Raw genomic sequence first — 22,634 nt, forward strand, 5'->3', positions numbered from 1 at the left:
GAGAGCGGCGCCCCCGCGCCGTGTGGGCCAAGCATAGCAAGCTCGCCGGGCTAGAGTCTTCTTCCTCCGAAGATTCCCGAAACGCGATTCGTCCCCATTTGACGGCCTTATAGCGTGATGCTCAGCTGCGCGACGTACAGCTCCCTCCCCTACTACACGTAGAGCGGAGCAGATACTCGCCAGCTGAGACATCGCGCCAAAGGTTCTGAAGGGGCTGACGACCAGAAGCACGACGCATGAACTGAACCGCCCGCACGCGGAGCCGACCACCGGCCACGCGAACGCAGCCGTTTACCCCAAATTAGCAGCACATGGTTTGCGCTTCGTCGAGGATAGCGGCCGGTCGCATCGACCTTTGATCAAGGAAGCCGTATGAAGTGGCAGACACTGGCCTGGACCGCAGCTTTCGCGCTGGCTTGCTCCGCATCGGCAGGGGCCGCCGAATTGCTCGGCCCTGGCGTCATTTCCACCAGCCTGCAGGAAACCAGCGCAGCGCTGTCGCCGGATGGGCAAACGCTGTACTTCATGCGCTCGGACTTTGCGGAGAAGGACGACACCATCCTGGTCTCGCACCGTCACGGCAAGGGCTGGTCCATCCCCGAGGTGGCGCCGTTCTCCGGGCAATGGCACGACTCCGAGCCCACCTTTGCCCCGGATGGCAAGCGCCTGTATTTCGTTTCCAATCGCCCTGTGCACCCGGGCGACCGGCCGCTGGTTGCAGAAATGGCCAACCAGCATTTTGCCGGCACCAACCTGTGGTACGTCGAGCGCCAGGCCGATGGACGCTGGGGTGAACCCCTGCATGTGGACGGCGCGCTCAACGACGGCGCCATGCTCTACAACCCCTCCGTAGCCGCCAACGGCGATATCTACTTTTCGGCGCACCGCCCGGATTCCGGTACGTACTATCAGGTCTATGTGGTGCACCCTGCCGGCAGCGGCTACTCCACTCCGCAGCGCGTGGAACTGGGCGATGTCTCGCATAACCGGATGGACCCGTGCATCGATCCGCGGGGCCGCTTCCTGCTGTTTGCCGGCGATGAAGGCGATTCACTGGGCAGCGCCGACATCTACATCGCCTTCCGCCAGGCCGATGGCAGCTGGAGCAAACCTGAGCACCTGGGTGACGATGTCAACACCAAAAGCCTGGAGAACGCGCCTTCACTGGGACCGACGTTCGGCGAGCTGTATGTATCCAGCAACCGCCAGGATGACGTGAGCTTTCCCAAAACCCACGACACGATGGCCAGCTTGCAGCAACGGCTTGGCGGCCCACTCAATGGTTCGCGCAATATCTGGCGAGTGGATATTTCCAAGGTGCTGCGGGCACACGGTATCAACGACTAGCGCCAATACAGCGGCCAACCCGTAGGCTGGGATGACAATCCCAGCTTTCCACGCGAGATCCCGAAGCTGGGATTGTCATCCCAGCCTACGTGCCAAGGACTTCAGTTTCCAGCGCGAAATCGAAACGCCACGACTTGCCAATGTTTTGCATCGCTGGATGAAAACGTCATCTTGGTGACAAGGCGGGAGGCAATTGCGTCGAATGCCGCGTAATTCTCCGGCTTAAAGCCTTCAAACTGGACGACATGCCCGGCCTGATCCACAAGGACGCTCGCATAAGCGTTCAAGCTGACTAGCCGGCCGCTTCCATCCACAGGCCAGGGCTGACCGATATCTGGCACTTGGCCTGCCGGAGTGGGTGAAACCGTCAACTGCCGCTCGTCCAGCAACGCCAGCTCTGCTGGGGAGACTCCAGGCACCGGTTGCGGCTGGCATTCCGTGTTGATCAGGAGCGGATTTGAAGCAAGCACATTGTCTGGTGGCACGCCAAAGGCCACGGGAACTCGAACATACGAAGCGGCAGGAAATCCGCCCTTTATCTCCGGTTGAAACCTATGGGTGGTCATACGTTTCATCGCTGACGAATCAAGAACCCCATTGCCGCTGCTCTTCTCGATACAGGCCTTTACCGGCACTCCGCGATAATCAACCAAGATAAAGAGTATCGTCGTTCCCTTGGCGATATGCCCTTGAGCATCCAACGGCCACGGTTCGCCGTCCAGCTTGGACCCGTTTTGCGCTGCTTTGGCCTGCGACGTCTTGAGAGCGAAAGCCACCGGTAGCTGCATTACCGAATCGCTGGCGACGCCCTCGATCGTTTGAGGCTTGAACGTCCAATTCTTCACTGCATCCTCAGCCGCTTGATCCAGCTCGCGAAAACCTGATGATTGCGTAACGCTGATGTCCGTCGGCAAGCCCTTGGCATTTACGTGAATTAGTAACGTAACGTTCCCCTCGTGCATGGCACTGATGGCTTCGGCGGGGTAGATGGGGTTTGTCCTGGTCAGCAAAGATCCGTGCACGACGGTCAGTTCATGTTTGTGCCCCGCTGCTGTATCCAACTGCAGCGGCGTTGAAACCGGAACCATAAGCTCCACCAAACACGGCGTGCCGACATCGCCTTGCACGCAAGGCTCGTAGGTGAACTGGCTCGCTTTCTGTATTGCGTCCTCATCGGGCTTTACTACTGGGTAGCGCGCATCCAGCCTTGCTGCCGTAACCTTACCCTGCTCATCCAGCCACACCAGTACAGGTTGGCCATCCGGAACAAAGCGAGGAGCGACCGGGGAAGGAAAAGCCGCAACCACCTGACTCTCCGGATCGGCCAGCACTTCTGCGGGAATGAAAGACAAATGGTGCTCGCCGGCCTGCGGAACGCTATCCAGCGACTTGCCCGGAACTACGGAAACCAGGGCGATGCCTGCACTCTTCGCTTCAGCAAGCAACAATTGAACGGTGTTGCTCACAAGAGCCCCATCGCCGTCGACGGTTATTACGACCTCAGGCTGTGGCACCATCATCGCATTCCGCATGAATAGCCACTTGAGTTCTGCGAGAGTTGGTTGCTTGCCGCTTCGATTAATCTGCCCCAGGGCATCCACCCAGAGCGTCATCTTCTGTATACCGCCGCTAATCTTATCGCAGATATTTGGCCCCACCGGGACTTGGCAAAGCACTTGGTCAGCAGCGCTATCGCCAAGGTAATCACGTAGTGCCGCAAGCATGCCGAGTCTCTGGATCTCATCACCCAGCACCCGTGCCTGCGTGATTTGCCCGACTGTCATGGAACGTCGCTCCGAGCGCAGTCGGGCCAGGATTTTCGGACGCTCCAGCGTGTCGGTCATATGAACCAGAGCCGCCTCCGACAACGCATAACCGACGACTGGATTGCGCATGCCCGCGACACGCCCCTCAAAATACAGATCACCTAGTTGCTCCTCAGCGAGGGGAGCGCCGGCGAGAGCGGCTTGGCCAAACAAGTTGGCCGCCTTGGCATCATCCTTCGGCACCGCCAAGCCATCGTGGTAGATCAAGCCAAGCATGGTCCGCGCGCCCGGCTCTCCCTTGGCGGCTCGTGGCTGTATCAACTTCAAAAACGGCGCGTAGTCGCCGTGGTGGTAGGCGGTGAAAGCCGCCTTAAGGTCAGCGTCGGGCGGTGCATCGGCCGCGCTGGGCGACGACTGAGCCCAGAGCGACATAACCCCCACCAGCCCGCCGACGAGCACTGCCGCCAAGACCGTCTTCTTGCCCATGTTTTCCCCCTGACGAAGTGGTCAGTGCTACGCCCCTGCACCACTGTTTAAACGGTTATTTGCTTGCGCCGGCCACGTAATGGCCAAGAATAATGGCGTAAGCGAGGTATAGCACCGTTGCCACTAAAGGCATCGTATACCACCAGTATGACATTGCACTGCCACCGTGCCATTGCAAGTACAGCACAATGAGGGCGCTCAGCACGCAGAGCGCGGGTAGCAAATAGATGGATAAGTTCAGTATGCCCATCTGAAGCTTGCCTAGCGATGCGCCGTTGGCAAGGCCACCCGCTGAAAAAACGACAAGCATGAACAGGAATAACGCCAACATCAGTTGGGTGATCGTACCTGCCAGGGTCCATCCGAATGACATGCCTTGCCGCCTCCACGTCCAGACCATCCGATTAACGCGTTTCTTTTCCCGCTTTGACTCAGTCCTCAGTGGAAAGTCCACTTCGGCTGATCACAAAGTGTCTGGTTTTCACGGTCAAGCCATTCACTTGGATATCTACATGATACGACCCCACCGGCCAAAGATCAGGATTTTTTAGGTGGAATACCGTAGTGGCCAGGCCTTGCGAAAGAATGTCATTGCTAGTCTTATTAACCAGTTGAGGTTTCAAGCGAGGTCCGTCGTAATACCACTGGGCAGTCAATGCCGACCACCCACAGCCATCGGTAAGAACCGTCAAGTAGATCGCATGCTTCGCATCGACCGGACCATCGCCTCGAAGTCCATCACCCACAATGCGTAGCATTACGTACGGATTCGCCGCAGAGGCAGCGGAGAGTGGACATCCTGGCCCAGCTTGCAGCGGAACGTCCAGCGCCATCGATACACGAGCAAGCGAATTCTTCGCCATGCCCGTCAACGACTCGGGACTGAACGGCCATCGTTTCGCTGCATCGACCGCAATCTGGTCGAGTTCGCCATCACCTGTCGATCGTTTCACCGTTGCATCTGCGACGATGCCATCAGCGCGCACGCTTACCAGAAGTCCCACAGTTCTTTGGTGCGCAGTAATGGTCATTTCTGGAAGCGTCGTAACCGTCTCGCTAACAGGTGAAGCCGGTACATACGTCGACGCTGGCTTAACCGGCGCACAGGCGACCAGACCCAACGACCCTGCTATCAACAGAAATTTCATGAAACGGGATAAAACGGCCTTGGATGTATCCATGGACTCTCCTAGACATCCCCGTGCTATTGCCCGGCGATGCCGACCGACTCGCTCACGCGTTGCCCGTCGCAAGCGATACCGTTGAAGGTCCAGTGGGAGGCGTCGGTCAGCGCCGACGAATCCACGTACTTCAAGCCGCTTGAGCGCGCAATCCATTCGTGTGCAACCTGGCCGCTGCGATCGACCACCACGGTCACCACCGGTATTTCTGCTGCCGAAGCAACCACGGTGTGCTCTGCCCCTTTCACTAGAGTGCGGTGGCAAACCTCTGCAGGCGGTAAAGAGTCGCCAGCTTGGGGCGGTGGCGGAGGAGGCGGTGCCGGTGGCGGAGGAGCAATGGCCATCCTTGCCAGGGCCAGAGCACGGTCAGCGGGCATGTCGTAGTAATACAGGCGCGCCGTTTTCAAGCCCGCGCCGCCCTTTTCGCGTAGCTCCCAGTCTGCCATTTCCAGCCCCGGATGCTGGTGTAGATAGACGGCAATGGTTGCTACGGCGCGCGCGTCGTCGGTGCTAGGCAAACCGTCACGTGGGAACAGAATCGCCTCGGAGCCACCGTCCTGCACATTCAGAAGGGCGACCGCCCCGTCATTGAACGCCATCCAGATCGTACGCATGCAGTTCATCAGGCAGCGCGATGCAGGCGGCTCGGAGTGCGCCGCGGCCGTTACGTAAGCATTGTGATAGGCGGTTTCCAAACTCTGCGCATAGCCGCTTGGGTCGGATGGCAATGGCGGAAACCTTTGTTGTCCCGGCCCGAGCTTGAAAGGCGGATGATGAGAAGGAAGCAGATTGCCGTTTTCCAGAGAAGCAGTGTACGCATTACCCTCCGGCAGCTCGATGCGAACGAACTCCCCTGATAGGGCGCTCGTTGCGATGGGCAGTTGATCATCGCCCCCGGATAGGTTGTGCAGATTGAAATTGAACGGGACGCTTACGTACGCCTTGAATGGGACGCCGTATTTGAGTTCAGGCGTGAACTTCCATAACTGCGCTACCGCCACGGCGGCTGCGTCCAGCTCTCGGAACCCGCTGCTCTTTTCGACCCGAATGTCTTGCGGTTCACCATGCAAGCCAACGAGAGTCTTGATTATCACCGTGCCCTGATGACGCTGCCTTATGGCTTCAACCGGGTAATTGGGCGTTGGCCGCTCCAATGCCTTAGGGGGTGTCAGCGGCGGATAGGTCACCGACGCACCATAGGCGCCCTGCATCATCAATAGCCCGGTAAACAGGCCGCACGCCGCCCAAGAAAGGCGTCGCGCCTTCATACTTCGAACATCCCCCATTCCCCTTACCTCTCCTTGCATACGCTTCGAGCGCGCCCCAATAAGTTGCTTCCGCAACGAGAGCTACGCCTCTTTTATGAACGCGTGGGCCAAAGGCCCCACCCCTTGCAAGGCATTACGATAAACGAAAAATCGCACAAATTCACGCGCCAGGGCTGCCGTCAATCGAGTGGCAAAATCGGGGCCTGGTTGAGTAGTAATGGCCAATAAGCCAGCACCTATACATACCAATCCAGGCCTGGATGATCATTTCTTACTCAACCAGACCCCGATTCTAGCCGAGCTAAGCCGCATCGCGTCGCGCTTGATGAGTACATTACACGTTTTCAAACTGACGAAGCCGATGACTGGCGTCGTCATCGCCCATTGATTTTGCAACACGCAACCAATGGATAGCCCATCGGGCATAGCCCCTGTTTAAATAGCTCATACCAAGGTTGTACGCAGCCTCCGGGCTTCCTCCAGAAATGGCACGCTTGTATCAATAGCGAGCCTTCTCGAAGCTTTCCTTTACTCCGTCACCTTCGTCATAGAGGTTGGCCAAGTTAACTTGCGCCTCAAGACTCCCCATCGACGCAGCCTTTAAGAACAACTTGACGGATTTTCTGCGTTCACCCGACTCAAAAAGATCACATGCATTTTCCAGCATGACACGCGCCGTCCGCACTTTCTCGATCTGCGGGGACTTAGCTCTTGAGGAGTTCATGTCAGCCCAGGCCGACGCGGATCTGATTGGCTACTAGCGGCATCCGGGGTAGCACCGCGCCGGACGCATTGAGGGTGGTAGTCATCCATGCAATTCCCCTTGTCTTCCCTGCCAAGTATTAACCCAGATCGATGCTAGCGTCGCAAGTACCCTCTGCGGCGTGTCTTGGTCGACAAACTGCAAGCCGTTGCAAGGTTTTGCAAGAATGGCGGGCCGTGTCTCAAATGACCCGCCGCTCCTGGCGCTTATTCAAAATGGCGGGCAATCGCCTCCTTCAAAGCCGCAAGAATGTCCCGCAACGCGTCCTGCCCTAACGGCTTCTTACCCGTTATCGCCCGTTCCAGTCGATCAGCGAGCATGAACACCTGTGGTGCTCCTACCATGAGCGCGTTGCCTCGTAGGTGATGCGCCAAGTCGGCCATCAAAATGTTGTCACGATCGCTCCAGGCCCGCTCAAACAGCTGGATGTCCTCCGTGAGGCGGAGTCGGTAAAAGTCGGCGATGCTGCGGATGGGTGGAAACGGTGGCTCCGGCGCAGGCCTGGCGGAAAGCGGCCGACGGAGCCACAGTTCAAGCACGGCTTGCAGTTTCTCGGTGCGTACCGGCCTGCACAGGACATCAACGACTCCGTTGTCTCCACGCGGTGACCAAAGAAAGGCATCCACCGCCGTGGTCATGAGGATGATGGGGATGCGGGCATCCCTGGCACGGTTGGCCACCGCCAGGCGCATCGAGGTTTCGTAACTTGCCGCACCCGGCTCCGCGCAAGCCGTCAGGATCAAGTCGGGTAGCTGATAACCGACAGCATTCAAGGCTGCCAGGCTGTCGGGAACGCCTAGCGCTTCCACGCCAAGCGACATAAGTTGGTCGACCAGGATCTCTCGGCTTTCGCGATCTTCATCCACCACTAGGATGCGTGTAAGCGGCTGGCGTGAGGCGGTGTTCGCACCATCCGACGCGGATGAATCGGTCACCGCACCACAGCCGGAAGACTTTGTCGTGGGAGAGGCGTAAGAGTTGGGTGAGGGATAATCAGTCATCACAGCATCGGGGCCACTCATGAAGTAGCGCGGCAAGGCATTCCGGCTTTTTGCGGCACGCGTCTGCACTTATTCCAAGTAGCGAGCGATCGCCTTTTTCAAAGCGGCAAGGGTGTTCCGCATCGCGTCCGCTTCCAATGGCTTGTTGCCTCGTGCCGCTTGTTCTAATCGATCAGCCAGCTTGGTCGCCCGCTGCGCCCCCAGCAGCTGTGCGACGCCATGCAGGCGATACGCACAGCGAACCATCGAAGGCATGTCACCATCAGCCCAGGCCCGCTCAAACCCTCGGATATCTTCCTTGAGGCAGGCTTGGTACCAGAGGCCGCTGTTCGGGGCACGGGGAAGTGATTGCACCGGCTCATCCCTGGCGGGAGACGGTAGGTCCAGCCACAGCCTGAGCAAGGTTTCCAGCTTCTCGACGCGCAGTGGTTTTTGCAGGACGCCGTCTATTCCGTTGTCCCCAATGCAGTATTGCCAAAGGAGGGCATTCGTCTCGGCGGCCAAAATGATGATGGGAAAGTACGGAAGACCTGTTCTCAGTTTTCGCATCATCGAACACAGCTCGACTTCGCCACTCTCCGGGTCTGGCGCACCGACGCAAGCCATCAAGATCATCGCCGGCGCCTGATGGTGGATCGCATCCAAGGCGGCCGAGCCGTCAGGTACGACCAGTGGTTCCTGCTCCAACGCCGCGATCTGATCGACGATAACGCGGCGGCTCTCGGGGTCCGCTTCCAACAGCAAGACGCGTGCAGGTGCCTCGGCGGGTATAAGAACCTCGTATGACGCGGCGGCGTCTCTCACTGCCATAGGGGTGGTGGAAGTGGTGTGCTGGGAATAGGTATTCATCATGCGTGCTCCAAGTAGTCACGCCGTTCGTTGCCCACGGCGCGATGAGCACAGGGCGGCTCCCTGTTCAAAATCGGGGACGTTGACAGCAGCTAATTCGCTTATTCGAAGTAGCGGATGGCAAATTCTTCCAAGGCGTGAAAGCTGCCGTAGATCGAATTCAGAGATGCTGGCTCGATACCGCTTGCTGCCCGCTCCAGTCGATCCGCGATCTCAATCGCCACCGGCATATCCAATGCCAGCGTGACGCTTTTCGCGCGATGCGCAAAGTAGGTCATCCAGACACTGCTGCGCATCGACCAGGCCCGCTGAAACCCCTTGAGTTCCTGCAAGAGGTCGTCCTGATACGTCTCGCGTAAAGACGCCCGAAGCGCCGGATCTTCCACACGCCAATAGTAGGGAAGCACATGGGCTGCGTTGCGAGCACGCCGCTTGGCGCTGAATAAGTCGCGAACGTAGCGGTCGGAATAAATATTCATCACGCATGCTCCAGGTAGTCACGCCGCACATTGCGCACGGCGTGATGGGCGCAGAGCGAAGCCCTGCTTCAAAGTCAGAAAAGGCTTACAGCAGATTTCGACTAGGTGCCCTTGACCACCTGGCACCACGCGAGCGGCGTGGTGGTAAAGCGCGTGTTTGGCATGGAGGGGCGCACTTGAAGGCGCGCGTATGCCGTAAGATTCAGGGTAACCATTACTCAACTCCTTACTCAGTTGGATGGTGGCCAGCGAACCGTGCGAGGTGCAACTCAATCGGTTCGCGCTTTACATCTCACGTCGGGTGCGCGGTTCCGATGATTAGGGGCGCACCCGACGATGGCAGCTTTGCACAAATGCACGCGGAATTTCTGTCGGGCTAGGCCGATAGGCAAGGTAGGTACGGCGACTAGTACTCGTACGATTTCATGCCCACATGACGACATTGGATTCACCCTCGAGTTGTCGTCACTTCTCGTTCTCGCGCTTCGGAGAAATCGACAGCTACGTAAGGGTCGATGGCACCAGAGAGTCGCGGCGCCACTCCGGCGTGGCAGGGAAACACAAAATAGCAGGACCGAGACACTAGCACCCGATTTGCCCGCCCCGGCTTGAGCCCCTCATTACTCCCTCGTCGCCCCCTGGTTGTGCGCACCTCAGGTTTTCGCGGTAGAGTGTCCGCAAGGCTCATGACTCAGGGGGAGTGATGGCAAGGCGCAAAGGAAGCGGCATCGAGCTACTTGCCTCGATGCCCTGGCCCATCGGTTTTGCATTGGGCATCGTAGCTTACCTAGTCATTCGCTACGGAATTGGCTGGTATTTCGCATCGACAAACAATCCTATATTGCAAGGTATGGGCAAACCCGCTGCAACGGGCATCTACGCGCCACTTGCGTGGTTCGTTCTTGTGGCCAGTTGGATTGGAGCATTAGCTTCTTTCCTACGCCGTCGCCACCGTAGGCATTTACTGGAAACGCAAACAGGACTCGACAGCCTGCGCACCATGACCTGGCGTGAGTTCGAGATGGTCGTCGGCGAAGCATTTCGCCGCCAAGGCTATGTGATTAGCGAAATGGGGCTTGGCGGTGCCGATGGCGGTATCGACCTGATTTTACGCAAGGATGGCCAAGTCATACTCGCCCAATGCAAGCAATGGAAGACTCAGCGGGTTGACGTCAAGGTCGTCCGCGAGATGTTCGGCCTGCTAGTAGATCATGGGGCCGCTGCTGTAAAGATTGTGGCGATAGGTGAATACACCGCAGACGCACGGCGCTTTGCGGAAGGCAAATCCATAGAGTTGATAAACGGCGAGACGCTTCTTGCGATGATACGCGGGAGACAGAAGCCGATGCCCGCTGAATTGGCAATGGCAGCAATCGACACCCCCGAAGCAATCAGGCTGGAACCTGGACCTTCACAAAATCCGACTTGCCCGAAGTGTGGCGCCTCTATGGTTAAGCGACTAAATCACCGAACCAAAGATCACTTCTTCGGTTGTACAAAGTATCCGTCGTGCCGAGGCACTAGAACAATATGATGATGATTGACAAAAATAAAAGAGCAAAAAGAGGATCCGTGCATTCCGAAAACATCTTTTTTTTTGCGTTTTTCCCTATGCACGTTGACGAAACCCGTTTCTAGAATTAGCTTACGACCTATATTCATGACAGGGGAAGTATATGCTTTACACGCACTTTGAAATAAAGAATTTCAAGGGAATTAATAACACTAAACTAGACATTAGTACCCACCCATCGTCAAAAATTCATTGCCTCGTAGGTTTAAATGAGTCTGGCAAAACAACTATTCTTGAAGCCATAAATTATTTTACTTATAACAGCGACAAATTAACAGCCCTTGATTTAAAGGGATACACCATAGATAACCCCAATAACCTAATACCCATATCATTGCGATCAAACTATACCGGAAACATTACAGTATCGGTTGAGCTGGAGCTAAACGATGCCGATGAAATAGCTATAGCCAAAGACGTAAAAGCCGAATCCGGGTTCGAGATAACACAAAAAATTGAAAATATATATATTTCTCAGATAATTAGGTACAAAGATTCAAAATTTAGTCGCACAAATGTTGAATGGACACTTTCCTTACGCGGACGGAAAGCGAAAGGCAGATCATACTTCCTGACCTACCACAAGAACCGAGACCTTTGGTTAAAAGTCGTCAATGTCATAAAGAAACACATTCCTGGAATTCTATTTTTCCCCAATTTTTTATTTGACTTCCCATCAAAAATCTATCTTGAAGATATCGAAACCGATTATGAGAAACACAAATTCTATCGGAATGTGGTTCAGGACATTCTAGACGGCATAGGAAATAGAGCCAACGTACAGACCCATATCGTTGCCAGAGCAAAATCTAACGATCAAGCCGACAAAATCAGCCTAAATCAGCTACTGCTCACTATGGCAAGACACGTTTCTCAAAATGTATTTTCTCAATGGGGGAACATATCTAGAAGCAAAAATGACAAAAAGAAAGTAACCATTAATCATGGAATGGACCAAGACGGCCGTGTTTACTTGGAATTTAACATTGAAGACGTGGATGGTCTTTACCTAATAACAGAAAGATCACTTGGTTTTAGATGGTTTTTTGTATTTTTTTTGCTGACGTATTATCGATCTCACAGAGCGCAAGCTGGCGGAAATGTATTATTTTTATTTGATGAACCAGCATCAAATTTGCATCAAACAGCACAAGCTCAGCTTCTAGACATTTTTGGAAAGATAGGTGTTAACAGTCAAATCATATACACGACCCATAGTCATCATCTAATAAATCCAAAATGGCTTGACTCTACGCATATTGTTAGGAACGAGGGTCTTCACGACCCATCACTCTTCGACGAATTAGTGCCAACAAAAACGCGCATAGCCGTGCACAAATATCGAACATTTTCAACCCAGCATCCAGATCAGAGTGCATACTTTCAACCAATTCTAGACGTTCTTGATTATCGCCCTTCGCAGCTAGAGCTTGTACCAGACATAATCATGGTAGAAGGGAAAAGCGACTATTACATCCTAAGATATTTTCAAGAAATTATCGCAAAGCAAAAACATCCGATTAACATTCTACCAGGCACTGGATCAGGATCACTGACCACTGTCATCCAACTTTATCTAGCATGGGGAAAGAATTTCTTGGTTCTACTTGACGACGATAAAGAAGGAAAGAAACAGCGTGATCGATATTTTGAGCTATTTGGCTCTGCTATCAATCCGTTTCTCTATTCCCTTGCAGACGTAGACCCGTCGTTTCGTAATAGAGAAATCGAGGATCTAGCCGATACGAACGATAAGTTATTAGTGCAGAGGTTCGCGTACCCATCGGATGCTCTTTTCAATAAGACGCATTTTCAGCGAGCAATTCAAGAGGCTCTCATCAACAACCACGTTCTCCCTCTCAACACTGGATCGACTGAAAATTTTCAGAAAGTCTTCAGATTCTGCCTCCAAAAATTGAAAGTGGCTGCAGCTCATACTGAAGCTCATAGTCTTGCTTAAGGCGAGCGGCGGCGCCCCTCGATGTCGACTCACAAAAAATTCGCCCTTACTCGCCAAGGCTGCAGCAGACAGGCCAACCAGATGGCTGTGTCAGTGGCGTTTGATATTGCTTTCGCTTTACAAAATGTTCTTGACGACCGGAACCATGTAGGCCAAGTCCACGCTCTCAGACAGCATGATCACGGAACCTCAGAGTCTTTCCCTTCCTTGCACTGAGGTGTGGCCCGACGCCCCCAATTTTTACCAGTATTTGCCGAGAAACCCGATCAGCGCCTGATTCCCCTGCCCCGAGCATTCTTCCAATGAGGAATGCCCGCACCCCTCAAGCGCTACAAATCGGTTACCAGGCAACAGCGCTGCAAGCCTCTCACCCACTGAGCGTGGAATGAAAGCGTCATCGCTCCCCCACAGCACTAGCGTCGGCGCGGCCACCTTGGCTGTATCCCGTTCGGTCACTGACCAATCCTGGTTACGCTGCAGTTCCAGCAGCGCCGTCCTGGCGAGCGGCTGCGAGCTGGGGGCCCAGTATTCATTGGCCACTGCATCGGTGACCTTGCTCTGGTCGTGGAACGACTTCTGCAGGAACGATCTCGCGTCCGACGGTCCCATTCGATGCACCATCAGCTCACCGATGACCGGAACGTTCAATATCTTCCAAACCCAGATGTCGTCGTAGACCAGGCCGCTGGAGTCGATCAGCACCAGCCGATCGACGCGGTCCGGGTGCGTCTCGGCGTAGCGCAGCGCCCAGCCGCCACCCCAGGAATGGCCCACCAGGTCAACCTTGTTCAGACCCATGGCGTCGAGAAACGTTCCGAGGGAGCCGGCCATTCCATCTACAGTCCACGCGAAGTTTTTCTTCTCCAACTGCGTGTAGCCGTGTCCAGGTAGATCCACGGCATACACGGTGTGGGTGCGAGCTAGGGCTTGGATTGTGCTGCGGTAGGAATAGGCCCATTCGCCACCGCCATGCACAAGCACCACCGGCGGGCCATTGCCGGCGCGGATGTAGTGGAACTTCGCCAGGTTGGTGTCGATGAATCGCGAATCCACCGTGTCGAGATAGGCGGAATGGAGATTCGCCGATTCGCCTGGCGTATAGGCGCAGATCAGCACCGCCGCAACCGCCAGCGCCAGGACGCCTGCTGCGGAAATTCCCAGCCACTTTAGAATTCGCGACGACCGCTTCGGCGCGCCGTCAGTTTCACCGATGTATGCGCTTGTCATCCGGCTCACGGGTCAGTGCACAGCGGGAAGCGGCATGACCGAAGCGTGCAGCTCAATCCTGACGCCGCACAGGCCTGCCATGATTGCCGCTGAGATGACGATGCTCGCCGCGGCACAGCATGTCCAAAGCCGGTCTGCAAAGCGTTGATCGACCCCATGCGCGATCAGCACCGCTCTCAGACCGGAACCCAGGTGGCTCAGGACAAAGAAAACGCCGAGCGCATAGTGAGGTAGCAGACGGATGTTCCAGGCGTCGTGGATCAGTCCGGTAGGGGCGCCTGTTGCAAAATTCCAATCGGTCGGTATGTGCAGATACGTGCGTGCGTAAACGAACACCGAGTTCATATGGCCGAGCACGAACACGGCGAGGTAGGCGCCGGAAGCGACCTGGAAGGTTCGCTGAAATCCTTGTGCTGACGTGCTCCAGCGCCACGCGAGGCGAAGACCGCTCGCGACTTGCCACAACAGGAGTGCTACCAGAACAGGTTCGATGACCGGCGCCCGATAGACCTTGCGCCCGGCCTTCATCACGGCCGCATGCGCTTGGGGACTGATCAAGCCAAACAGGTGATTGCCCAGGTGGAAGAACACATAGAGGCAGAGGATTGATGCGGTTATTCCATGCAGAACACGCCAGCGAGTGACGCTGCCTGCGGGCGCTAGGAGCCGAGTTTTGGCGCGCCAAGCCCAAACCGCCATACCGAGCCAGATAACGCACCAAACTAATTCGTCGGGAAGCGGACTTCGCAGCATGCCCTGCACGACGCCCAAGAAGACGTAGAGCGTCGGCGATAGCACGCTGGCGTAGGCGAGGCGGCGGAAACTAGGGTTGACGTCAGAGCGGCAGGCAAGGGCTATTCCGAGCATCGGAACGGCAAATGCCGAAGCTAGGATGATTACAGCGCCGATAATGGCCAGGAGCGAAGGCTGTGAACCGGGCGGGCCGACGGTGATGTGGAATGCCTTGAGCAGAAACGGGTAGGCCATTGCGGCGACAGCTGGAGCGGCGGCCCAATAGTCGATGCGTTGCTCGGCTAGGCTGCGCTGGCTCTGCTGGGGAATAAGCGCTTCCATCTGAATCTCAAACTGTGCCAATCCGGGTGATGATGGAACGAGAGGCGTGGTCCAGGACAGGCCCAGAAACTGGCATTTGGACTGCACCACGGCGACGATGGCTTGGACGCGCGATAGGCGGCGCCCTGCTCTGCTTGTTGAGCTTCTCCTCGCTTCGATATTGCCTGGCCGTCAGGCCCACGAAGGCGACGCTTTTCCACAGCGAATGCTGATCAATCCGTTTTGCCTTGATGCAAGAGCGCAGATGGATTCCCGCTTTCGCGGGAATGACGGCATTTGGGTTACGCAGGCACTTCAGGGGTTGGGTAGGCTTACACGAGCTTGTCGCCATGTTTGAGTTCGTCGCGAGGTTGCTTCACCCCACCCAAGCCCTCCTCCCCGATTTAAGCATTCGAGGACAGGCTCTACTACACGTACGGGAGGGAGCGAGAATTCGCCAGCCGAGAGATAACGCTAATTCGACGCGTATCTGTCAATTAGCTCGTGCAGCCGCGCGCAGGATTCACCGAGCTGGTCCTCGCGCGCTGTCGCAATACCCAGCAGCAGGCCTGAGCACTCACTTTCAGGTGTGCAGTACCAAATCGATAACGGTGCCGGTGCAATGCCCAAAGCGAGCCCCTCGCGCGCAATCAAAGTGTCGCGTGCGCCTTTGGGCAGTTCGAGCAGCATCGCCAATCCTGCGGCCCGTATGGGATAGCCCATGGGCTGGAGGATGGTCGCCAACGCGTCGCGTTGCGCGGCATAAGCGCGCTTGGTGCGGCGAAGGTGGCGCAGGTAGTGGCCCTCTCGCATGAATTGGGCCGTAGCCCGTTGCTCTATCGGTCCCGGCGCAGGGCCGTAGCAGACGGCGGCTTCGCCAAATTCCCGCAGCAGCATCGGCGGAACCACGACGAAGCCCAAGCGCAGCCTCGGACCGATTGTCTTGCTGAATGAGCCGACGTAGATCACCCGTCCCGCCCGATCGATTGAAGCCAGTGCTGGAGCGGCGCGGCCGCTCAGCTGAAGTTCGCCGAGATAGTCGTCTTCGATGATCCACGCCTCGGCCGCAGCCGCCCACTCAAGCAGGCGCACCCGCCGTTCAACCGACAGGGTCGGCCCCAAAGGCGCCTGTTGTCCCGGCGTTACCAAAGCGAACGTCGCGTCGGGCGTGCTTTGAATGGCGAAGGCGACGTCGATACCTTCTTCATCGACCGGTACAGGAACGGTTCTCGTTCCTGCGAACTGTAAAGCCCTGCGAGTGTTGGGAAAGCCCGGGTCTTCGACCCAGCCTGTGCGCCCTTCGATCCGAAGCACCCGCGCAATGAGTGCAAGCGCGCCCGAAAAGCCGTTGGTGATCAGCACCTGGGACGCGCGGCATTCGATGCCGCGGGAAAAAGCGAGATAGGCGGCGATTTCGCGGCGCAACTCAAGGTCGCCGCGCGGATCGGGATAGACAGCGGGAGAAGATGCTTCCGCGCGAGCGGCACTGATCTGCAGTCGCGAAAAGAGTTTGGCTGGATACAGATCCGGCGAGGGCACGCCCATCTGGAAGACAGCCGGAGCGGAGACGTAATCCTGATACATCGACGGTAGCGGACTGTCGTCTGTGGGAGCTGCCGGGGTTACTGCCTTCGCGGGCCGAGCTGCTACACGGGTGCCCCTGGAGCGCGACGATTCAATCAACTGTGCGTCCAAAAGAAGCTCGTAGGCTCCCTTCACCGTGCCGCGCGCGACGCCGAGTTGCGCCGCCAGATCGCGCCACGAGGGCAACCTGGCCCCAGGCCGAAGCACACCGCTATCGATCGCGACGCTGATGGCCAGGCGGATCTGCTCGGCAAGCGAGGTTTTCTTCGAGCGGTCGAGTGGGATTTCGAGCGGCTTGCCCATCAGGCGATGGTACACAAAGACGCGTCGGAAGCTGAGGTATTCCCGCGTTTTTACTCAATGACTTCAACAAAATCAGTAGGTCATTCACGCTGAGCGTGATCTTTCCAATTAGCTGGACGTCATTCCCGCGAAAGTGGAGGCGCTTTCGAGGAAATGACGGCCTTGAGGCATGTACGGACGCAGACAAGAAACACGGAGATACCCCAGCGTCCAGACATTTATCAGCATCAATAACAAATCAAGCTGTCGCGCACTTGGCGAAAGTCGCCTTGCGTTCGCTCATAGTTGGCATCCTGCGCCGCAAAATCCATGACGCAAACTTGCCGATCACTAGCGGTCATTACGAACCACTGCCTTACCGTTACGTTCGCTCTCTTCAAATGAGTCTCCACTTCCAGCGATGGATTCCCTTTCATACGGCCGGCCGCCGGTTGCGAAGATGACCATTCGTACCCTGCTTTCTCTGCTGTATTCTGTGCACTTCCGACGAAACTTTGCATCTCGCCCAACAGAGATACGCCTGGCTCACTCTTAAACACAGTAAGAGTAATAGTCGCCACGGTCCTGCCACTTTCCATTTTCGTTGCCCTGATCACCTCACCCCTTAATTCTGATTCTGGGGGTATGGGCTGCTTGTGAACTTGCCACCCTGCCGACCACTGGACTTCGTAACCTGACTGTTGAGCCGAGGGGCTGTCGGCTGCCGCAGCCTCCGGTGTTAAAAGACCGATTAGCGATAAACCGACCAAAACGGCATAGGCCACAACCATCGTCAGCCTGAAGCGGAATTTCCCAAAACGCCCCAGCAACCAGGCCACACCAGCTGCCATGATCCCTGGAGCCAGCGCCTGTCCTTCCATTTTTGCGATATCTACCGAGCCCTTCCAAACTTCTGCAATGCTTAGCAGCAGACAAGGGGCACACAACAGGCCCCAAACCAGCCATGAGATGTCTTTTCTTAAAGATGGAGGCTGTTTATCAGGCGGTGCCACTGCAGAGGTCTGAACCGGCAGACCGCATTGCGGGCATGCAAACATGCCGCTGACCACTTCCGTTTGACAGTTTTTGCACTGCATATTCCTTCCCCTTGTTGAACATTCGCCTATCGCCCAAATTTCGGGACGGGGTATTTAAGCTTCCGCCAACCTTATCGATTTTTGCCGATGGATCGGTCAATTTGGATTCTTTGGTAGAAAGCGCATCTCACTATGAAACTTGCTCAGCCAACTGCGATAGCGGCGGCGACATGCTCGCCCGATATCGCCTCACAAAGGTCGCCTTCACCCGCCGAGACTGAAGCAGATAGGCCGACCAGACGACTGTACCGATAACGTTCCATACCGCTTTGGTCGTGCTTAGCGAGATGTTCTTGATCGGCACCATACTGGCCAAGCCCACGTCCCCCAGGTGCACGATCACGCCGCTGACTATCACCAGCAGTGCCACACGCGGGAAACTGCTGCGACGCTGAAACAACAGCAGTAGCAGCAACAGCGAGAAGGTCAATTGGGCTACTGCATCCGTCAGCTCCAGCAGCATCGTTGGAGCATACAAGGCGTGGTAGGAGTGGCTTCCGTAGGTGGTCAACTGCGCCCACTTGTCGGAGAACAGGATGCGGACCAGGTGCAACAAGGAAGATCCATACACCAGCGGCCTCAGCGCCAGCAGCACAGTCAATAGCAGCAACCAGCCACCAATGCCCTGCCAGCGTGGGTCGCTTTCAACGCTGGGCGGCGGATCGTATCGATAGGCCTTGAAGGCCATCCACGGCCAGAAAGCAAAGATCCCCAACGTCAGCATGACTAGGGGCCAGTTCATGCGATCCAGCGTGGAGGGCTGAGTAGCGGGTGCTGCGGTGGTGGTGGTAGCGGCCGCCGTCTTGCCCCACGACAGTTCATAGCCCACCGAATTGCGCGCTCGCGCCAGGTTACTGACATAACGGGGCATGTCCTGCGCGGGCACTTCGTCGGTCAATGCCTGGTAGTGATCGAGCATGGTTACCCGCGCGCCGTCGATGAGCACCGTTTGCTCGAAATGGAAAGCGGGATCATCGATAGTGGCGTTGCTGGGTTTGAGGGGCCAGTTGGCCGGCAGCAATATTTCGGTGTGCTGGCTTACGTCCTGCGGATAGGCCAGGTGCAGCGGCGATTTGCGGTCGGTTGCCGAGGGCTCGCGCATCACTTGTGAGATGTCGGGCAGGATAATGTCCGCGACGCGTTGTTTGCCATCGCCGGAAGGGGTCACCATGTCGGCAATGGTGTAGGTTTCCTTGATGACGATGCGGTTGGCCGCTTCGTCATCCTTGATCTGCAGCGGCGCGGCCAATTTGACGTGCGGGTAGCGCGTTGCGCGGAAGTTCAAAAAGGTCTTTTCTGCATCCGAGGCGTTGATGGTGGTGAGCCTTGCACGCAACGCTTCGGCGAATACGCCGGTGATGGTCGTTTCCAGCGTGTAGCGAACGGGCTTGTCGAAGCCGGCGCTGGCATCGAACACGACATTCAATTGGCGCGCGGCTGAGGCCTTGTCGGCCCGCTTCATGGGGGTAAGCGCTTGCGTGGCCGAACCCACGATCAGCGCCAGGCCATAATCGGGCTGGTAGAGGTGCGCGAGATCCGCTTTCTGGGTGTAGCGGGTCGGATCGATCCACCAGGTTTTGCCATCGAGACGCGCTTGCACCAGCACGTGATCGAACAGTCCTGGCGACGGCAAAAGGTCCGCCAGGCCTCGTTGCAGGCTGGTGTTGACCAAGGCTGCATGCGCTTCGATGCCAAGGCGGTCAAGCAGGGTCAAGGTAAGCAGCGTTTTGTCTTTGCAATCGCCGAAGCGTCGGGCGTAGACCAGGTCCGGCGGATTGGGCGCGTGGGAATTCTGGCCAATCTCCACACCCAGATAACGTACTTCGCTCTGCACCAGCCGCAACACGGCAAGCATGCGCCCGGCGGAGGTCGGCTCGGCTTTGGCGATGCGGTCAACCTGGGCCTGCAGCTCCGGGCTCAAGCTTGCCGGCACCTGGTACAGCGGCTGCGCCCAACGGGCTACCGCCGCCCAGTCGGCAAACTCACTCCACGCTGCCTCGGCATACGGCATGTACCAAAGGGGAGCGTCGTTCTCTACTTTCAGCACGGGAGGGTTGGTCACGTCCCAGACGTAGTCGCGCAATCCGTTGTGCTCGCTCACCACTGGCTTGATCGCCGTATTTCGCTCGGCGAACGTCACATGTTTATCCTGCGGCACCAGCAGCCGCATATGAATGCGTGCTATCGGGACAGCAAACTGCAGAGGGTCTCGCCCAAAGTCGAGGCCCTTGAACACCGGGTTGCGACCGGTCGTGCTGTAGGAGTAGTCGACCGTATCTCCTTCGCGCACATCATCCAGAGCCACGCTGACGGTCTTGGTGCCATCGTAGATCCGCGCCTCCAGCTCGGCTTCCCGCTGCAGCACCTGGATGCGCGCGGTGGCCAGCTTGGCGATGACATGGCCATGGCGCACGATGTTGATCGAATGCAACACCAGGGTCTGGTAGGACGGGTCGAAGGAGATTTGGATGTTCGCCACCGCACTCACGCCACTGGCGTTGATGGCGGTAGTGACCAGCCGGTGATAGGTCACGCGTTGCTGATCACCGGCCAGCACCTGGCTATCGGTCAGCAGGTAGACCTCACCGTAACTACCCTGGCTGATGGCGTCGGCGCTGGGGAAACCCGGCATGGTGGGAACCACCCATGCCGGGGCCGGGCCAATGGTGTATTCGGCGGCGTAGCTGGCGGCCGGCATCAGCGCGGCCAACCAAATCATGGTGATCAGCGCCCACCAGCGCGCTTTCAGGCGCAAGCCTGTTGCGCCCCTAACCAGGCGCGATTCGTCCCTTGTCACTGCCCTGCTCCGGATTTCCCCTTGTGCTTTGAATGCTACCGGATTCCACGGAACGATAGCGAGGCAGGTATTTACGCCTCTTTTAAACGGTACAAGCCCAAAAGAGGGGCAGCCCCGATGGCCAGACAATCCGGTTATGGCAATATCTGGACGGAAGCAGCCATCTTAGACGGCGGGCCATTGTCGAGCCTCGCATGAGATACGCACGACCTAAGGGACAGGGGAAATATATGCAAGGCAATGGAAAGGAATTAGGCCAGGCGGGCCGCGCAGAACAGCCACGCAATGGAGTACGGTTGGCAATTGCGACGATCCTTACCGTATTGGCCCTCCTGCTGGTGCTTCGCGCCTGGGCTAACTGGCACGATACCCATCGCACCCAACAGGTTAACTCGGATTACACGGCATTCATGGCGGGGGTTAGTCAGGCCGAAGGTATTGCCGATCCCCTAGAACGATGCCTGCATTACCCGAATATCCCTGGTACACATTGGCACGATGACAGTACGCGCGCCTACTGTCGACTGCGCAATCAGCACAGCCTCTCGCAGGCTGAAATCGCCGCGCTCTTGGCACAAGGCAAAGCCAACGAAGTAGACAAGGCATTCCAGGGGTATCTGGATGCGCAACTGCATGGCTCCCCTCAACCCGGGGTTTTGGATATCGCCTTCTATGCAGCGGGTTTTGACCACGCTGACGCGAATGCTCGCAAGATCATCGACCAATGGAAGCAGCAAGCACCAAGCAGTGCCTTTGCGTTAACCGCCAGCGGCATGCAGTACCTAGAGGCAGCGCAGGCGGCGAGAGGAGAGGGCTGGTCCAGTGATTTGACCGACAGCCAGGTTGCGGGCATGAAGGCGCAGCTGGTGCTGGCTCGTAAAGACCTGGATCAGGCGGTGTCACTCTTGCCGGCTATCACCCCCGCGTATGGCGAGATGATCTATGCCGCCGCACTCAGTGGCGATGATGCCTACATGTATCAAGCCGCTGAAGCGGGTTTGAGGGTCGACCCTGCGAACTTTAAGATCCGCGTCCAGATGATGAATCTAGCGCAGCCGAAATGGGGCGGCATGTTTGGTGGCGTGCGCGAGCAAAGGCACGAAGCAAGCGCTCTCGTGGCCCGCAATCCGCTACTGCGCATGGTGGCCTCCATGCCGGCGTTTTATTCCGCCACTTGCGATTGTGGCTACACGCCATTCGAATCCCTGAAGAAGGTACTAGCCGCCGCTGACGACAACGTCAGTTACAGCGACCTCAATGATTTGGCATATGTAGCCAACGATAAGGACCCTCACCTGGCCATTGAACTTTATTCACAATCGCTCCGTTTCAATCCCACCGATGCCGACGTATTGCAGTGGAGAGCGGAGCTGATGAGGAAGCTAGGCGATGCCAATGGTGCTGTGCAAAGCATCCTGCGGATGGCGCAGCGCTTTTCCGACAATAATGGCATTGCGTTGGCGTTAGGGACTATCTACGCGGAAACGGGCCATACCAAAGAAGCGGAAGACACCTATAAAGCCATTTTGCTGCGCGAACCCGACACCGAGAGAGCCATGGCCTTGCTAGGCGACCTGTACAACCATGCGGGTCATCAACCGGAAAAGGCCAAGGCGCTGGCCGATACCTTGATCAGTCACTACCCGGACAATGCGGATGGCTACATCGTGCGCGCCTGCTATCTGATGGACCATGATCTGCCGGGTCGCTACGAGACCATTCACTACTTTATCGATCATTTTGGGGATCGATCCGAATTCCGGGCGCAGGTGGCGGAAATGCGAACGTACCTGGTCAAGCATCCAGAGAAAATCGGACAGGAATAAATCCTAAGGCTGCAAGGGCTGGGGTGCCGCCAGGCCAGACGCGAGCCGGGATAACATCTCAGCCATGCGGCAAACGACGCTGGGATTTCATCCCA

The 22,634-nt window shown here is 56.8% G+C and carries 17 protein-coding genes; 4 read left to right on the top strand and 13 right to left on the bottom strand.

Annotated elements, in window-relative coordinates; all coding sequences use genetic code 11:
• Window positions 1-372: 372 nt before the first annotated feature.
• Window positions 373-1,347 carry a TolB family protein gene (locus QQJ96_RS19355; RefSeq protein ID WP_284333671.1) on the top strand — a complete coding sequence of 325 codons (975 nt, stop codon included), beginning with the start codon at window positions 373-375 and terminating at the stop codon, window positions 1,345-1,347.
• A 101-nt stretch (window positions 1,348-1,448) separates the two neighbouring features.
• Here QQJ96_RS19355 and QQJ96_RS19360 read toward each other — a convergent pair whose 3' ends face one another.
• The 8 genes from QQJ96_RS19360 to QQJ96_RS19395 form a co-directional block, all read right to left on the bottom strand.
• A complete protein-coding gene (locus QQJ96_RS19360; protein WP_284333672.1) occupies window positions 1,449-3,599 on the bottom strand; it encodes a TonB family protein in 2,151 nt (716 codons plus the stop codon).
• Window positions 3,600-3,654: 55 nt separating this feature from the next.
• On the bottom strand, window positions 3,655-3,972 hold the full coding sequence (locus tag QQJ96_RS19365) for a hypothetical protein (RefSeq protein WP_284333673.1): 318 nt from the start codon (window positions 3,970-3,972) through the stop codon (window positions 3,655-3,657).
• A gap of 58 nt (window positions 3,973-4,030) precedes the next feature.
• Window positions 4,031-4,780, bottom strand: coding sequence for an energy transducer TonB (locus QQJ96_RS19370; RefSeq protein ID WP_284333674.1), 750 nt, complete (start codon window positions 4,778-4,780; stop codon window positions 4,031-4,033).
• A 23-nt stretch (window positions 4,781-4,803) separates the two neighbouring features.
• Entirely contained in the window at window positions 4,804-5,967 is a 1,164-nt protein-coding gene (locus QQJ96_RS19375) for a TonB family protein (protein WP_284333675.1), read from the bottom strand.
• A gap of 580 nt (window positions 5,968-6,547) precedes the next feature.
• Complete coding sequence (locus QQJ96_RS19380; RefSeq protein ID WP_284333676.1) at window positions 6,548-6,772, bottom strand: hypothetical protein; 225 nt, start codon at window positions 6,770-6,772, stop codon at window positions 6,548-6,550.
• A gap of 245 nt (window positions 6,773-7,017) precedes the next feature.
• The gene (locus QQJ96_RS19385; RefSeq protein ID WP_284333677.1) at window positions 7,018-7,848 is read right to left on the bottom strand and encodes an Hpt domain-containing response regulator; all 831 of its coding nucleotides are present in this window, start codon (window positions 7,846-7,848) and stop codon (window positions 7,018-7,020) included.
• Window positions 7,849-7,881: 33 nt separating this feature from the next.
• Window positions 7,882-8,664, bottom strand: a complete 783-nt coding sequence (locus QQJ96_RS19390) for an Hpt domain-containing response regulator (protein ID WP_284333678.1) — start codon at window positions 8,662-8,664, stop codon at window positions 7,882-7,884.
• 98 nt (window positions 8,665-8,762) lie between these two features.
• Window positions 8,763-9,140 (bottom strand): putative PII-like signaling protein, encoded by a 378-nt coding sequence (locus QQJ96_RS19395; RefSeq protein WP_284333679.1) that lies wholly within the window; start codon window positions 9,138-9,140, stop codon window positions 8,763-8,765.
• 703 nt (window positions 9,141-9,843) lie between these two features.
• On the opposite strand from QQJ96_RS19395, the gene QQJ96_RS19400 reads away from it, so the two are divergent.
• Both QQJ96_RS19400 and QQJ96_RS19405 read left to right on the top strand, forming a co-directional pair.
• Entirely contained in the window at window positions 9,844-10,674 is an 831-nt protein-coding gene (locus QQJ96_RS19400) for a restriction endonuclease (protein WP_404649150.1), read from the top strand.
• A 142-nt stretch (window positions 10,675-10,816) separates the two neighbouring features.
• A complete protein-coding gene (locus QQJ96_RS19405) occupies window positions 10,817-12,673 on the top strand; it encodes an ATP-dependent nuclease (protein WP_284333681.1) in 1,857 nt (618 codons plus the stop codon).
• Window positions 12,674-12,913: 240 nt separating this feature from the next.
• Here QQJ96_RS19405 and QQJ96_RS19410 read toward each other — a convergent pair whose 3' ends face one another.
• The 5 genes from QQJ96_RS19410 to QQJ96_RS19430 form a co-directional block, all read right to left on the bottom strand.
• The gene (locus QQJ96_RS19410) at window positions 12,914-13,900 is read right to left on the bottom strand and encodes an alpha/beta fold hydrolase (protein WP_284333814.1); all 987 of its coding nucleotides are present in this window, start codon (window positions 13,898-13,900) and stop codon (window positions 12,914-12,916) included.
• A 12-nt stretch (window positions 13,901-13,912) separates the two neighbouring features.
• Window positions 13,913-14,974, bottom strand: a complete 1,062-nt coding sequence (locus tag QQJ96_RS19415; RefSeq protein ID WP_284333682.1) for a hypothetical protein — start codon at window positions 14,972-14,974, stop codon at window positions 13,913-13,915.
• Window positions 14,975-15,427: 453 nt separating this feature from the next.
• Window positions 15,428-16,840 (bottom strand): MocR-like pyridoxine biosynthesis transcription factor PdxR, encoded by a 1,413-nt coding sequence (gene pdxR / locus QQJ96_RS19420; RefSeq protein WP_284333683.1) that lies wholly within the window; start codon window positions 16,838-16,840, stop codon window positions 15,428-15,430.
• A gap of 227 nt (window positions 16,841-17,067) precedes the next feature.
• Entirely contained in the window at window positions 17,068-17,916 is an 849-nt protein-coding gene (locus QQJ96_RS19425) for a DUF4946 domain-containing protein (RefSeq protein WP_284333684.1), read from the bottom strand.
• 130 nt (window positions 17,917-18,046) lie between these two features.
• A complete protein-coding gene (locus QQJ96_RS19430) occupies window positions 18,047-20,713 on the bottom strand; it encodes a DUF3857 domain-containing protein (RefSeq protein WP_284333685.1) in 2,667 nt (888 codons plus the stop codon).
• A gap of 230 nt (window positions 20,714-20,943) precedes the next feature.
• On the opposite strand from QQJ96_RS19430, the gene QQJ96_RS19435 reads away from it, so the two are divergent.
• The gene (locus tag QQJ96_RS19435; RefSeq protein WP_284333686.1) at window positions 20,944-22,539 is read left to right on the top strand and encodes a tetratricopeptide repeat protein; all 1,596 of its coding nucleotides are present in this window, start codon (window positions 20,944-20,946) and stop codon (window positions 22,537-22,539) included.
• Window positions 22,540-22,634 lie beyond the last annotated feature (95 nt).

Origin of the sequence: Dyella flagellata (assembly GCF_030160275.1) — a bacterium.
Lineage (GTDB): Bacteria > Pseudomonadota > Gammaproteobacteria > Xanthomonadales > Rhodanobacteraceae > Dyella_B > Dyella_B flagellata.